Source organism: Hyphobacterium sp. (genome assembly GCF_965217055.1).
Classification (GTDB): Bacteria; Pseudomonadota; Alphaproteobacteria; order Caulobacterales; family Maricaulaceae; genus Hyphobacterium.
This window is the reverse complement of sequence record NZ_OZ244227.1, coordinates 2,666,706-2,680,830: the sequence shown is the minus strand read 5'-3', so window position 1 is coordinate 2,680,830 and position 14,125 is coordinate 2,666,706. Positions and strand designations below refer to the sequence as shown.

The following is a 14,125-nucleotide window of genomic DNA, read 5'->3' as shown; positions in this document are numbered from 1 at the left end:
CTTTGCCAGATGACCCCAACCAGGGGAGGTCGCGATGGCGGAAACCAGCATGACTCGGGCACATGGCCGCGGCGGCGTTGCCGCCCGGGTCCTGATATTGATCTCCGGCGTCTGTCTGGCCGCTGGCTTGCTCACGCCGATGCTTCAAACCCGGCGCCTGATCTTCTTCTCCGATGCGCATTCGCTGATCGATGTCACCCGCGCGCTGCTCGAGGGTGGGCAGCTGTTGCTCGGCCTGGTCATTCTCGTGTTCTCAATTCTCTTCCCGATCGGCAAGACATTCTATCTGGCGGCCGTGAATGCAGGCTGGGCACGAGGACAGAGTGTGCTGCGCTGGGTCGATCGCCTCGGAAAATGGTCGATGATGGACGTGCTGATCGCTGCCCTCATCGTTTTCACCCTATCCGGCGATCGTGCCATCGAAATCGCCGAACAGCCGGGGCTCTACTTTTTCACTGCAGCGATTGTCGGCCTGATGATCTCATCCGGCCTGATCGTCCGCGACCACGCCTGATCAACAGTCTTCAAGCTGGCCGAGATTCTTGCAGATCGTGAAATTGCCACGCCAGGTCGGATCGCCTGAATTGCGATAATAGACGATATAGCGGCGCGGCCCGATCCTCGGTCCCAGCACAACACGCGCTCCATGGGTGGTGTTCTGGAAATACACCCAAGTGGTATCCGACCGATTGTATTCTTCCATGCACAGTGCCGTAGCGATCTCGACCGCCTCGTCTACCGACGGATCTGCATTGGCCAGCTCGAGCGCTTCCAGCCGGCGCCGCAGACGCGCTTCGGTCAGGTTCGCCGGCGCACAGGCATCGTACGCCACGACATTGAACTGGCCGGACACCGGTGACGCGCGGCCTGCACGATTCTCGGCCGCGAAAGCGAATCCGTAGCTGCCCGCAGTGGCCGGCAGCGTCCCCGAGATGACGCCCGTAAGCTCATCGAATTCATACGTACCCGACGGCGGCGTGGTCAGCACGAAGCGGTCGATCGCTATGCTGGAATCTGCGTGGTCGTCCAGGTCAAGAGCAAAGCTGCCCTCGACATCGTCTTCGAAGCTGAAAGCCGAGACGACCGGTATCGGCAATGCTGTGACGGTGATGTTCGCGTTTGCCGGGGCTGACCAACCCGCCGAATTTCCAACCCGGTACGTGAAACTGTCGCTACCTGCATCACCGCCAGCAACATAGCTGTACGCGCCTGTCGCGGTGTCGAGAGCAACACTGCCGCCGGACGGCGGAGTGACGATCTCGAAACGATCATAGTAGCCGGTCGCAAGCGTCGCGAGATTGCCGCTCGCCGTCTCATAAGCCCGCACCGTCTGGCTGTCATCGCTGATGACCGGAATGACAAGACTGCCTTCGTCGCGCACCGCGACCGAAGTCGAGCCCCGCACTTCATCATTCACCCGCATCTGGAATTGCAAGCGCTGCCGCGCATTGAAAGGAGTCACAAAATCGGTGCTGACGAATACACCGAATGTCGGTGTATCGCCATCCGCTATATTCAGCGTAAGGGAATCTGCCGGCGGTGCCATGCACGAAGCGTCCGGTGCCGTCTGGCAAACCTGCGCTGTCGCCGGCAGCGCCGGATCGAGAGAGATTGCACGAACCGTCACAGCCCCCGCACCGCCCAGATTGAGCGTGGCCACCGAAAACACGCCGCGACGCCCCGCTGGAATATCGACAATCCCGTTTCCGTTAACGGTTGCGGCCAACGCGATCAGGTCCGGCCCATTGGCGGTATCAGCCCCGAGATCGATGGTATTCAGACCAGGCGAGACCAGCGGCATGGGAAGATTGTCACATGTGGCATAGGGCGCGAACCGGACCGTATCGGTGATATCCGCTTCCGGTGTGATCGAGATCATGAAGGTCTGATAACTACCGGCCGGGATATCGACTGGCGTGTCGGCGCTTCCCGTCAGCGCATTAGTCGCCGGGTCGGTCGTCTGGTAACTGAAGCTGTCTCGATAAGGTCCATGGTGCTCGATGATGCAATTCGAGCCGTCGACACTACCGGGATTGATGACAGTCATGAATGCCGTTGCAGCCGTGTTGGTGCTCACATAGCGGCTTGTCGGCAGAACTGCGCTGCGCAGGCGGGTGTTAGGCACACCGCGCGACGGTTGGTCAACGGCATAAGTGGTCAGCGCCTGGGTCGCGTCGGCGCCATTTCCATCGGGATCGTCGATCGGGACGCCGCAACGGCTGCCGCGCTCGGGACAGACAACATCCGGATCGGAGAATTGCGGGGTCCGCCCGGTGCCATAGGCCATGACCGACGTGAAAATGCCACCTTCGGCGGTCGAGCTGTCAATGCGATAACCGCGAGCCCAGTCGACAGGACGCCCTCGAGATTCCGAGCAGTTATTCTGGCCTGGGTCACAATCTGTCGCGACGCCGTGGCTCAATCCCATATTGTGACCTGTCTCGTGCGCCAGCGTCAGCCCGTTATGGCAAACATTGATGTGCGATCGGCCCAACAGCGTCGACGTCGGATCATGGACATAACCCAGTCCGCAGAAACTTTCGCGATCAGAATTGTAGACGCGGTTCAAAGAGATCACATCGGTCTGAAGCGCATCGATCCTGATTTGCAGGTCAGTGAAAATACCGCTGCGGTTGCCAAGATCGGTGAGCAGCGTGTCGCTCTCGTAATCGCGTTCAACATCCATGAATTGGAGCTGCGTCAAATCGGCCGTCAGCGGCACGCCGGAATTGGTCAGGGCTGTGGTGAGATTGCCAATATCCGTTGCCGCAAGGTCGGGTAGTCCCCAACCGTGCGTCTCGATCATTTCGATATCGTAGAAATAGAGGAAATCCAGCGTCTCGGCCCCCGCCTGCTGGGTGCCGATCCGATCCTCGGCGATCATTTCCGAGACAGGCGGGCGCGCCGAATCCGTTAGCCCGTCCCCGATCCATTCCGGCCGGTCGGGCGCCGCCCTCATCATTGACGCCCGGTTGGTTGCCGGCACGATCTCTAGCTCGCGGTCACCATCCCAGATCCGTGCGTATGTCGCATTCAAGCCCAGATGGACCAGGACGCGGCCGCTGGAATTCTCAAGATCGATCTGCAAATGACGGCCGCCACTGGCCGTCGGCCGGTTGGCGGTGACTTGCCCTTCGGGCAACCGGCCGCCGGGCAATGGTACGCGAACCGAATCACCGACGGCCAAGCGCGCCAATCCTTGTGAAATCGAGACCGGCATCGGCGAAATGTCGTCGCCCACCCTTTCCGAAATGCCTTCGCCCTCTGGCTCACTGGCCGCAGCGACGGTCAGATCCCAGGCCGACGGCATCTGGGCAATCGCAGGACCCGATATCAGCAGAGCAGCCAGACCGAGAATTATGCGCATGTTTATTGTCTCCATCTGGCAGGAATCTGCCTGACCTCACCGGGCTTTCAAACCACAAATTATATGAGGAAATGGTCGGAGCGGCGAGATTCGAACTCGCGACCCCTCGCCCCCCAGGCGAGTGCGCTAACCGGGCTGCGCCACGCTCCGAACCGAAATGAGCAGCCGCACAAGGCGCCTGCAGGGGAAGCGTCTTATAGGTGCGCCCTCCGCAGACGGCAACCGCGGAAGTTAGTCGCCCTGCCGTCCGTCCAGCGCGGCATCGAGTCGCGATTTTGCAGCCACCAGTTTTTCGAGCGTGCCGGCCAAGGCAGTCTTGCCGCCTGTTGACGCGGGGGCCGGAACAAATCGCTCGGCGATCGGCATGGCCTCATTGGCATCCGCATCGCCTGCACCGATTTTCGCGACGGCCGAGACACCATTTTCGCGGAGGTATTTTTGAGCCCCCTTGATCGTGTAGCCCTGCTCATAGAGCAGAGTGCGAATGCCGCGCAGCAAATGCAGGTCACTTGGCCGGTAAAGCCTCCGGCCGCCGGCCCGTTTCACCGGCTTGATCTGGGAGAACCGGCTTTCCCAGAATCGCAGGACGTGTGCCGGCAGATCAAGCTCGCCGGCAGCCTCGCTAATCGTGCGATAAGCCTCAGGGTCTTTGCGGGTCACGTCCGGATCCTTACGAGTGGCCGGCGTCGACTTTCTCTTTCAGCACTTGCGACGGTTTGAACGTCAGAACGCGCCGCGGATCGATGGGAACTTCCTCACCGGTCTTCGGATTGCGCCCGATACGGCCATTCTTGTCACGCAGAAGAAAGGAGCCAAACGAAGAAAGCTTTACGGACTCGCCGTTCGCCAATGAGTCAGAGATCATGCCCAGAACCGATTGCACGAGATCGGAAGACTCCTGACGCGAGAGCCCGATTTTCTGGTGAACGGCATCGGCAAGGTCCGCTCGCGTTACGGTTTTACCAGGCATTTCATTCCCCCAATGGAAGAATACAGGCTAGTCCCAACAGACCAGCCCCGTCAATGTGTTAGCGTGATCGGAAGGTTAAAATCGCACCAATGCAGAGCCCCAGGTCAATCCGCCGCCGAGCGCTTCCAGCAGGCAGAGATGGCCGCGCTGGATCCGCCCGTCGAGGACCGCCTGGTGGAAGGCGAGCGGCACGGATGCCGCGGACGTATTGCCATGCCTGGCAACGGTTGAGACGACTTTTTCGCGTGAAATCTTCAGCTTGTCAGCTACACCTTCAAGAATGCGCTGATTGGCCTGGTGTGGCACAAACCAGTCGATCTCGTCGATTTCGATTTCCTCCCGCTCGAGCAATCTTGCCATCGAGTTGGAAATTTTTGTGACAGCGTGTTTGAAGACCGCGGGTCCTTCCATCCTGAGATATCCGGATGTCCGGGTCGACGATACTCCCCCCGTTGTTTTCAGCAGAGGCGTAAACCGTCCTTCGCAACGCAAATCGTAGCCGAGAAGGCCGGCGGCGTTATCGTCTGTCTTTTCGAGGATCCAGGCGCCCGCCCCATCCCCGAACAACACGCATGTCGAGCGGTCCTCCCAGTCAAGGATCCGCGACATCGTCTCGGCCCCGATAACCAGCGCCCGATTGAACACGCCGCCTTTCAGGAGACCGTCGGCGACTGCGAGCGCGTAGATGAATCCGGAACAAACCGCCTGCACATCAAAGGCCGCACCATGCCGCATGCCCAGCCGGTCTTGGATCAATGCTGCCGTGGCAGGAAAGACGAGATCGGGCGTAGTGGTCGCAACAACAATGAGATCGATATCGTCTGCATCCAGCCCAGCATCGGCGAGCGCTATTTTGGCGGCCTCGTATCCAAGATCCGATGTGTTTTGCGAATCGTCAGCAATGCGTCGTTCGGAAATACCGGTACGCGCCCGGATCCATTCATCACTTGTATCGACAAAGGCGGAGATATCCGCGTTTGTCAGGACGCGCTCTGGGAGATAGGCGCCCTGTCCGGCCACTCTGCAGTTTGATTGGGTCACGAATTACTTTCGGCTTTCTGCTCTTCTGCCTCGTGCAGGCGCGTCAGATTGGATTCGATTTCGGTGAGGAAATGGCTGCCAGCAATGTCGATACCGAGCCCAAGCGCAGTCGCGAACCCCTCACCGTCTGTCCCGCCATGGCTTTTCACGACCATGCCGTTGAGACCCAACAGCACGCCGCCATTAATGGATCTCGGGTCGAGTTTGGCGCGCAGATGATCTAGGCCGCCCATCTGCAGGAAGGCGGCCCCGATCTTTGCCGTCACGGAACTGGTAAAGGCTTCCCGCATCCAGTGGCCGACAAGCTTCACGGCTCCCTCGGCCGTCTTCAGCGCAATGTTGCCGCTAAACCCGTCCGTCACCACGACATCCGTGACTCCGAGGGAAATATCATCGCCCTCGACGAAGCCGTGATAGTTCAGGTCGAGTGCCGCCTCGCGGATCAACCGCGCAGCCGCCCTCACCGTATCATTACCCTTGAGTTCTTCCTGACCGACATTGAGCAACCCGACGGTGGGTTCTGTCGAACCATGAACCGCGCGATGAAAAGCCGAGCCCATGATAGCAAATTCGACCAACTGGGAGGGTCCGCATTCGACATTGGCCCCGACGTCCAGCACGACGGTGTGCCCGCGCGGCGTTGGCCAGCTCGCGGAAATCGCCGGGCGGTGAACGCCTTTTTTCATGCGCAGCACGACCTTCGAAATCGCCATCAACGCACCCGTATTCCCGGCCGACACCACAACATCGGCCTCGCCGTTCTTGACCGCAGTCAGAGCATTCCACATCGACGATCCGCGCGAGCGGCGCACGGCCTCGCTCGGCTTGTCGGTCATGCGGACTTCGGTTTCGGTGTGCTGCAAGGTAACGCGGCCCTGCGCTTCGTCCGGCAGATCTGCGATCAGTGGTTCGAGCTTTTCCGCGTCGCCGTGCACCAGAAAGCGGGCCGGCGTGTCCGGCCGGCGCTCAAGGATGTGCGCAATGCCCTCGATCGTGATGGACGGGCCGTGATCGGCGCCCATGGCATCAACGGATATAATGGGTGCAGTCTGTGTCATGCCTGCCGAAAGCTGTGCGCGGCGCGCCGACGCTGTGAAATAACGGCGCGACCTTAGTCGAACAGCAGACCGATGCAAGCCATCAGCGGTGCAAGGAAATCAAGCGCTGAACTCCGGAAAATCAAGGACCTCCGACGGCCGGCCCGCCAACAGATCAACATCTTTCAACCGGTTTTCCGACGCCTGGAAATAACGTGCGAGCGCACCCGCGTCTCCGGCATCGTCATCGCTGAAGATATTGCGCCGTATAGCGGCCTCGAGCGCCGCATCGTCGCCAGCATCCGCCGCCTCGGCATAGGATTTGAAGCGCCCGTAGAAGACTTCCGCCATGGCGCGCACCTTTTTGCCGATACTGGTGTCGCCGATACCCATTTCTCGCATCGCGTAGTCCATATCCTTGAAAAAGTACTCGAACAGCGCCTGGCCAGCCATCTTGCCGGGCCCGCCGAGACCATTCAGGCGGCGAATGGCGATGATGACATGCAACGAGATCAGTTCGAAACGGCCTTCTGCCGTGTCCGGAACGCCGCCGGTTTCATAAAACTCCGGGCGCCGCGCCGTATCGACAATACGGTCATACAGGGCGGAAACATGCGCCTGCGCCTGAGTCCGGGGCTTGAAGATCGACCACATGCGATGGACACTCCCTTGCATTGGCCCTTGAAGCTATGCTCGGGCTTGGCTAGGTCAACGCGACAATATTTCATCCGCTCGGAGTCAGGGTTTATTTCATGAAGCGCGCATTGCTAATGGCTGTTGCAGCAGGAACTGTCCTGGCCGCCGGTTGCACTCCGGTGCTGCGAAACCACGGCTTCATATACGTAGATGGTGAAGTTCCCGAAATCGTGCCGGGTGAAGACAATCAGGCGACCGTGCTGGACCGCCTTGGAAGCCCGTCCACCCAGGGCGTGTTTGAATCAACGACCTGGTATTACATGTCGGACACGCGACAGTCGCTGGCCTATCAGCGTCCTCAAACGAGTTATCGCCGGATCCTGGAGGTCCAGTTCGACGAAGCCGGCAGCGTCACCGCAGTAAACGAATACAACATCCAGGACGGGCGCCGCGTAGCCCTGATTGATCGCGAAACACCGACTCCGGGCCGCGAGATGAGCATCTGGGAACAGCTATTCGGCAATATCGGGAACCTGCCGTCCGAACAATTCGGCGGCGAGCAGAACCTGCCGGGCGGTGCGGGCGGTCCACGTCGAGACCAGTAGCGTTTCCGAGATTTTGCAGACAACCCCGGTCAAAGGCCGGGGTTTTTTGTTTCACCGACTGGTTGCGGAACACACGGCCGGATCGCAGCGTTGCTTTCACTCCCACCGACGAAGGAGTGAGCCTCATGTCCAACCAGAATATCGACGCCTTGAATGACACGCTGAAGACCCTGATCGACAGCCGCAAGGGATATGAAAAAGCCTGCGAGATGTGCGACGACACATCCCTGAAATCGACACTGGAAAGCCGCGCTGATGATCGCAAACAGCTGATCAGCGACCTGCAGTCCCGTGTCCGCGAACTCGGCGGCGAACCGGAATCAGAGGGCGGCGCATTGGGCAAGGCCCACCGCACGCTGATGGATCTGACCGGATCGTTCAGCGATAATCGCGAAACGGCGCTGAAGTCCATCGATGACGGCGAGGATTATCTCCAGAGCCGTATCGAGATCCAGCTGGAGACCGACGATCTGGAGCCGCAAACCCGGCAATTGCTCGAGCGCGCCAAGGCCAGCGCCTATGCCGGTGAACACCTTGCCGACCGCCTTCAGGATCACTAGGCGATGGATTTGCAAACAAAAAAAGCCCCGGCCGACTGGCCGGGGCTTCTTCTTGTGAAGAACAATCGCCTACATGTGAGCGATGACTGCGAGCAGCAGCAGCGCCACGATATTGGTGATCTTGATCATCGGGTTGACGGCCGGACCGGCGGTGTCCTTGTAGGGATCGCCGACCGTATCACCGGTGACGGCCGCCTTGTGGGCTTCTGATCCCTTTTCATGCAGCACACCGTCGGAATCCGTAAACCCATCCTCGATCGCCTTCTTGGCATTGTCCCAGGCACCACCGCCCGAGGTCATCGAGATCGCCACGAAAAGACCGGTCACGATCACGCCGAGCAACATGGCGCCGACCGCAGACAGTGCCGGCCCCGGGCCCGCAATCCACATGATCACGAAGAACAGGATGATAGGCGACAGCACCGGCAACATCGACGGAACGATCATTTCACGGATCGCCGACTTGGTCAGAAGGTCAACCGCGCGGCCGTAATCCGGACGCTCGGTGCCTTGCATGATACCCGGCTTTTCGCGGAACTGACGGCGCACCTCGACCACAACCGACTGCGCAGCACGGCCTACGGCCATCATCGACATCCCGCCGAACAGGAACGGCAATAGGCCGCCGAACAACAGGCCGACCACGACATAGGGGTTGGACAGCGAGAAGTTCACGACATTCGCCGTCACTTCCGTGCCGCCATAGATCAGATTGGCGAAGAAGCCTTCACCGTTCGCGGTCTCGATAAAGTGCTGGATGTCGGCCGTATACGCGGCAAACAGCACCAGCGCACCGAGGCCTGCAGATCCAATGGCGTAACCCTTGGTAACCGCCTTGGTCGTGTTGCCAACGGCATCGAGCGCATCCGTTGTGTCACGCACTTCACCCGGCAGTTCGGCCATCTCGGCAATACCGCCGGCATTGTCGGTAACCGGACCGAAAGCGTCCAGCGCAACGACCATGCCCGCCAGGGCCAGCATGGTGGTCACCGCGATGGCGATGCCGAAGAGGCCGGCCAGGATGTAGGTGCCGATGATGCCGGCAATGATCACCAGCGCCGGCAGCGCGGTCGCTTCGAGCGACACGGCAAGGCCCTGGATGACGTTGGTCCCGTGACCGGAAACCGAAGCCTGCGCCACGGACCGCACCGGACGCGCGGAAACACCGGTATAGTATTCCGTGATCCAGATGATCAGGCCGGTTACTGCAAGGCCGACGAGACCGCACAGGAACAGGCTCATGCCGGTGATCTCGGATCCCTCGACAATCGGGCCCATACCATTCGGTGCCACGAAATGAACCGCCGCATAAACGGCCGGAATCGACAACACGGCAGAAGCAATGAAGCCTTTGTAGAGCGCGCCCATGATATTCTTGGACTTGCCCAGGCGAACGAAAAACGAACCGATGATCGAGGTCACAATGCAGACACCACCGATCGCCAGCGGCAGCAGCATCAGCGGCCCGGCTTCGGCTGTGAAGAAGATCGAGGCGAGCACCATGGTCGCGACAACCGTGACGGCATAGGTCTCGAACAGGTCGGCTGCCATGCCGGCGCAATCACCGACATTGTCTCCGACATTGTCGGCAATCGTTGCGGGATTGCGCGGATCGTCTTCCGGAATTCCGGCTTCGACCTTGCCGACCATATCGCCGCCGACATCCGCACCCTTGGTGAAAATGCCGCCGCCAAGGCGCGCAAAGATCGAGATAAGGGACGCACCGAACCCGAGTGCCACGAGTGCATCGATCACGGTCCGGCTGGCCGGCTCATAGCCGAGCGACATCAGAATGTAGAAATAGACCGCAACACCCAGCAGGGCGAGACCGGCGACAAGCATTCCGGTAACCGCACCTGAACGGAAGGCCATGGAGAGGCCGGCAGCCAGGCTTTTCGTAGCCGCCTGTGTGGTTCTTACATTGGCGCGCACCGAAATCAGCATGCCGATAAAGCCGGCAAGGCCGGACAGTACCGCACCGATAATGAATCCAAGCGCCACCAGCGGGCCGAGCAGCAGCCCGACCACGATAGCCACGACGACGCCCACCATGGCAATCGTCATGTATTGCCGGCGCAAATAGGCGTTCGCGCCTTCCTGGATCGCCGCGGCGATTTCCTTCATACGGTCATTCCCGGCGTCCGCCGCCAGAATCGACCGGCTTTGCACGACGCCGTAAATCACGGCGAGCAGGCCGGCGAGAATAACCAGTCCCAATTCCATATTCATGGCCTAAAGCCTTTCGTCCCAATTCGTTATGACTGTGAGGAGATAACGAAGCGACCTGGCACTCGAGAATCAGTGCACGGCCCCTCCCCCCCGCGGAAAGTGGCCGGAATATGCCCAAACGCCTAGGCCGGTGCAACACACCAGCCTGCATGTCAGGAGACTATGCGGAAATCAGCGGAGCAAACGCACGTCGGGCGTCATCACAGCCATGCGCTCGATGACACCTTCGCCGAAATGATCGGACAGAGTCGCCATCCAGACATCAATGGTCCGGTCAATATCGACCGTATCGCCACTTTCAGCCGTCAAATTGATGCGATGGCTGGCACGCACCAGCCGGTCGAGCGCAAAATGCACATTGTCGACCACCGCGCTGGTCCGCTGACCTTCGGCCACGAGCACCCGCGAATGGATGTAGGCGTAGCCGACCAGGCGGTTGTCGGTCACCAATGGAACGACGATTGCCGGAATGACGACAACCCGCGGATTACCTTCATCAACACCGAGGGCCTCGATCAGGGAATAATGCGCTTCCTCGTAGGACCCCTCGCCCTGATTCCAGTCGATGTCGATGAGATTGCCAGAGCTGCTACTACTGCCACCACCGCCTCCCCCGCCGCCTGCGAAGGCGGTCGGCGAAGCAATCAGCGAAAGAGCCGTAAAGGCGAGAAAGAGCTGTTTCATAACAGCTGCTCTACCAGAACCGATTCAAAAATGGGTAAACCCGGAACGGGAAATTTCAATCGGTTTGCCAGAGGCATCAAGAAGTGCCACGCCGTTCCCGGCAAAGCAGCGTCCGATGCGCGTTGCCGCAACGCCACTCGCAGCAGCAACCTGCTTGATCTCGTCTCGGTGAATGGTCGGCGCGCAAAACAGCAATTCGTAATCATCGCCGCTGGTTGCCAACGTCACGAACGCTTCGATGGGATCCTCGGAAGCGCCGACCCAGTTCTTGGCGGCATCCGAAAGCGGAAGCTCAGCCAAGTGCAACTCTAGCGCCAATCCGCTGGCTTCGGCGACATGGGCGGCATCTGCGACGAGACCATCGGAAACGTCGATCGCCGCCGACATCAGGTTGGCGAGTTCGGCCGCCAGGACATGTCGGGGTTCCGGTAGCAGATAGCGTTGTTCCAACGCTGCCTTGTCGTCATCCGACAACGCAACGTGCCAGCTGGCATTGAGGCCGAGCGAAGCATCGCCGATCGTCCCCGAAACGTAGACATCATCGCCGGCATCGGCCCCGGACCGGCGTACCGGTTTCTCGCATTCACCGAAGGCGGTGATCGTGAGAATCAGCCTGTCGCCGCCGCGCGTGGAATCGCCGCCGATCAGCGGAACGCCATAATTTGTCAGATCCGCAGCCAACCCGCCGGCCAGCGCAATCATGTCAGCGGAATCCGAGTGATCCGGCCAGACGAGCGACAGCATGAGCGCTTGCGGCGTCGCGCCCATGGCGGCCAAGTCGGACAGATTGACCCGTACTGCCTTGCGGATGGCAAGATCCCAAGGGTCGCTTTTCCGGAAATGAACGTCCTGCACGAGCGTATCAGTGGTGACAACCAGACCGGAATTGCAGGTGAGCCGGGCCGCATCGTCTTTCAGACCGAATGCACCCTCATGCTCTGCCGCAAGCGGCGCAAGATACTGCGCAATAAAGTCGAATTCGCCGAGCGAGGTCACGATTTCGCATTTTGCGGACGCAGATCCCGCGCAAGCCGGTCGAGCACGCCATTGGCGAACGCGGTTTCCCGGTCGCCAAAAAAGGCCGCGGCAACATCGACATAGGCCTGCAGGATGGCTCCCGCTGGATAATCCCGGTTTTGCATGAGTTCGAATATACCACAGCGTAAAATGGCACGCAGCGTCGGATCGAGCCGGTCTACCGTCCATTTCTCGTTCAATGCGCCCGCAATATTCTGATCAATCAGCGGCATGCTTGCCGCCACGCCTTTGGCAACCTGCTCGAAAAGGTCGGTATCGGCGGATTCGGGAAGCCGGTGATCGACGAACTGACTGATGATCATCTCGATCGACGCCACATCCTGTTCCGACTGGAATTGCGCCTGCACAGCGGCAAGCCGCGCGGCTTGCTTTGGCTTGAGCTTCGCAAGCGCCTGTTCGTCCATATCCATCAGGCGGCTCCGAACCGTTCGCGCAATCCGACCATGGCAAGGCATGCCCGCGCAGCATCTCCTCCCTTGTCGCGATCGCCGGCGCGTGCCATCGCCTGCGCGCGGTTTTCGACCGTCAGAATGCCGTTCCCAACGGCAATCCCGTCCAGCGTCAGATCCATCAGCGCACGAGCGGATTCACCTGCCACATAATCGTAATGACTGGTTTCGCCACGGATTACGCATCCCAGAGCAACATACCCGTCAAAACGCGTCCGGCTTTTTACCGCCGACGCGATAGCGCCTGGGATTTCCAGGGCACCCGGCACTTCGACGATATCGACGTCCGCTTCGCGCAGCGCTGCTTTTGCGCCGGCCAGCAGCGCGTCGCTGACCTCCTTGTAGTAGGGCGCCACAACAATCAGAATCCGCGGATTGCCATTCATGTGTCCATGTCTCCAAGCATCAAGGTCGAGCGGATCGACAGACCGTAGCCCTCAAGCCCGACGATTGTTTGCGGTGCGGTCGTCAGAAGGTCCATTTCGCCGACGCCCAGATCGGTCAGTATCTGCGCCCCGATGCCATATTCGCGCAACCGGCGTTCTTCCCGCTTTTCATCCGGCTCGATCGGCTTGGCGCCGAAACGCTCGCGGATCGCATTCAGATTGGTCTCGCGAATGAATACAATCACGGCCGGCCCGTCATGCTGCGCGAGCGATTGCATGGCGATCTCGACCAGCCCTGAACGCGGCCCGGTAGCCGCAATAACATCGTCGACAAAGCTGACCTTGTGCATTCGGACGAGTGTCGGGTGGTCGGCCTCGGGATCGCCCTTGACGAGGGCGACGTGCTCAAAACCATCCACCAGGCTGCGATAAACCACGAGATTGAAAATTCCGCCCCAATAGCTTTCGAACGGGACCTCGGCGCGGCGCTCGATGAAAAGGTCATTTCGGCGGCGGTACGCGATCAGGTCCGCGATGGTTCCGATTTTCAGCCCGTGAAGCTGGGCAAAGGCCACAAGATCCGGCATCCGGGCCATGGTGCCGTCTTCATTCATGATTTCGCAGATCACACCCGAAGGATTGAGTCCTGCCAATCGGGCGACATCAACCGCAGCTTCGGTATGCCCTGCGCGCACCAGCACACCGCCGTCGCGCGCGATCAACGGAAAGACATGACCCGGTGTCACGATATCGTCTTTGCTGCGTGCCGGGTCGATCGCTGTTGCGATCGTCAGGGCGCGATCGTGGGCAGAAATGCCGGTCGAAACGCCTTCCCGGGCCTCGATCGAAACCGTGAACGCGGTCTGATGGCGAGTGCGATTGTCCGACGACATCATTTCGAGCCCGAGCGCGTTGGACCGTTCCCCTGTCAGCGCCAGGCAGATCAGGCCACGTCCGTGCCGAGCCATGAAATTAACTGCATCGGGCGTCGCGAATTGCGCTGGTATGACGAGATCGCCTTCATTTTCGCGATCGTCGGCATCGACCAGGATGAACATCCGGCCGTTGCGCGCATCTTCGATAATGTCTTCGATTGGCGAGAGCGGTGTATCGTTCGGCATGC

General features: G+C 60.0%; 15 protein-coding genes and 1 tRNA gene. 3 read left to right on the top strand and 13 right to left on the bottom strand.

Features of this window, described 5'->3' with window-relative positions:
• Positions 1–34 precede the first annotated feature (34 nt).
• A complete protein-coding gene (locus tag ACOOFN_RS13460; protein ID WP_420432338.1) occupies positions 35–514 on the top strand; it encodes a paraquat-inducible protein A in 480 nt (159 codons plus the stop codon).
• Here the strand turns inward: ACOOFN_RS13460 and ACOOFN_RS13455 are convergent, their stop codons facing one another.
• The 7 genes from ACOOFN_RS13455 to ACOOFN_RS13425 all read right to left on the bottom strand — a co-directional run bounded on the left by ACOOFN_RS13455 (position 515) and on the right by ACOOFN_RS13425 (position 7,090).
• Positions 515–3,382 (bottom strand): reprolysin-like metallopeptidase, encoded by a 2,868-nt coding sequence (locus ACOOFN_RS13455; protein WP_420432336.1) that lies wholly within the window; start codon positions 3,380–3,382, stop codon positions 515–517.
• 57 nt (positions 3,383–3,439) lie between these two features.
• Positions 3,440–3,517 (bottom strand) — tRNA-Pro (locus tag ACOOFN_RS13450).
• Between the two features lie 81 nt (positions 3,518–3,598).
• Entirely contained in the window at positions 3,599–4,027 is a 429-nt protein-coding gene (locus tag ACOOFN_RS13445; RefSeq protein WP_420432334.1) for a MerR family transcriptional regulator, read from the bottom strand.
• A gap of 10 nt (positions 4,028–4,037) precedes the next feature.
• Entirely contained in the window at positions 4,038–4,337 is a 300-nt protein-coding gene (locus ACOOFN_RS13440; RefSeq protein ID WP_420432332.1) for an integration host factor subunit alpha, read from the bottom strand.
• Between the two features lie 75 nt (positions 4,338–4,412).
• Positions 4,413–5,378 carry a beta-ketoacyl-ACP synthase III gene (locus ACOOFN_RS13435; RefSeq protein WP_420432330.1) on the bottom strand — a complete coding sequence of 322 codons (966 nt, stop codon included), beginning with the start codon at positions 5,376–5,378 and terminating at the stop codon, positions 4,413–4,415.
• A complete protein-coding gene (gene plsX, locus ACOOFN_RS13430) occupies positions 5,375–6,436 on the bottom strand; it encodes a phosphate acyltransferase PlsX (protein WP_420432328.1) in 1,062 nt (353 codons plus the stop codon). Before plsX ends, ACOOFN_RS13435 begins: the two co-directional genes overlap by 4 nt.
• A gap of 99 nt (positions 6,437–6,535) precedes the next feature.
• Positions 6,536–7,090, bottom strand: a complete 555-nt coding sequence (locus tag ACOOFN_RS13425; protein ID WP_420432326.1) for a ubiquinol-cytochrome C chaperone family protein — start codon at positions 7,088–7,090, stop codon at positions 6,536–6,538.
• Between the two features lie 140 nt (positions 7,091–7,230).
• On the opposite strand from ACOOFN_RS13425, the gene ACOOFN_RS13420 reads away from it, so the two are divergent.
• Together ACOOFN_RS13420 and ACOOFN_RS13415 are read left to right on the top strand one after the other, a co-directional pair.
• Positions 7,231–7,656, top strand: a complete 426-nt coding sequence (locus ACOOFN_RS13420) for an outer membrane protein assembly factor BamE (protein WP_420432324.1) — start codon at positions 7,231–7,233, stop codon at positions 7,654–7,656.
• 125 nt (positions 7,657–7,781) lie between these two features.
• Complete coding sequence (locus ACOOFN_RS13415; RefSeq protein WP_420432322.1) at positions 7,782–8,216, top strand: ferritin-like domain-containing protein; 435 nt, start codon at positions 7,782–7,784, stop codon at positions 8,214–8,216.
• Between the two features lie 69 nt (positions 8,217–8,285).
• Here ACOOFN_RS13415 and ACOOFN_RS13410 read toward each other — a convergent pair whose 3' ends face one another.
• The 6 genes from ACOOFN_RS13410 to ribB form a co-directional block, all read right to left on the bottom strand.
• On the bottom strand, positions 8,286–10,445 hold the full coding sequence (locus ACOOFN_RS13410; RefSeq protein ID WP_420432320.1) for a sodium-translocating pyrophosphatase: 2,160 nt from the start codon (positions 10,443–10,445) through the stop codon (positions 8,286–8,288).
• Positions 10,446–10,616: 171 nt separating this feature from the next.
• Positions 10,617–11,129, bottom strand: coding sequence for a hypothetical protein (locus ACOOFN_RS13405; RefSeq protein WP_420432318.1), 513 nt, complete (start codon positions 11,127–11,129; stop codon positions 10,617–10,619).
• A 24-nt stretch (positions 11,130–11,153) separates the two neighbouring features.
• Positions 11,154–12,125 (bottom strand): thiamine-phosphate kinase, encoded by a 972-nt coding sequence (thiL, locus tag ACOOFN_RS13400; RefSeq protein WP_420432316.1) that lies wholly within the window; start codon positions 12,123–12,125, stop codon positions 11,154–11,156.
• On the bottom strand, positions 12,122–12,577 hold the full coding sequence (gene nusB / locus ACOOFN_RS13395) for a transcription antitermination factor NusB (RefSeq protein WP_420432314.1): 456 nt from the start codon (positions 12,575–12,577) through the stop codon (positions 12,122–12,124). The genes thiL and nusB overlap by 4 nt, the downstream gene beginning before the upstream one ends.
• Positions 12,577–13,002: a 6,7-dimethyl-8-ribityllumazine synthase gene (ribH, locus tag ACOOFN_RS13390; protein ID WP_420432312.1), complete on the bottom strand. Its 426-nt coding sequence runs from the start codon at positions 13,000–13,002 to the stop codon at positions 12,577–12,579. Before ribH ends, nusB begins: the two co-directional genes overlap by 1 nt.
• Positions 12,999–14,123, bottom strand: a complete 1,125-nt coding sequence (gene ribB / locus ACOOFN_RS13385; protein ID WP_420432310.1) for a 3,4-dihydroxy-2-butanone-4-phosphate synthase — start codon at positions 14,121–14,123, stop codon at positions 12,999–13,001. The genes ribH and ribB overlap by 4 nt, the downstream gene beginning before the upstream one ends.
• Positions 14,124–14,125: the final 2 nt, after the last annotated feature.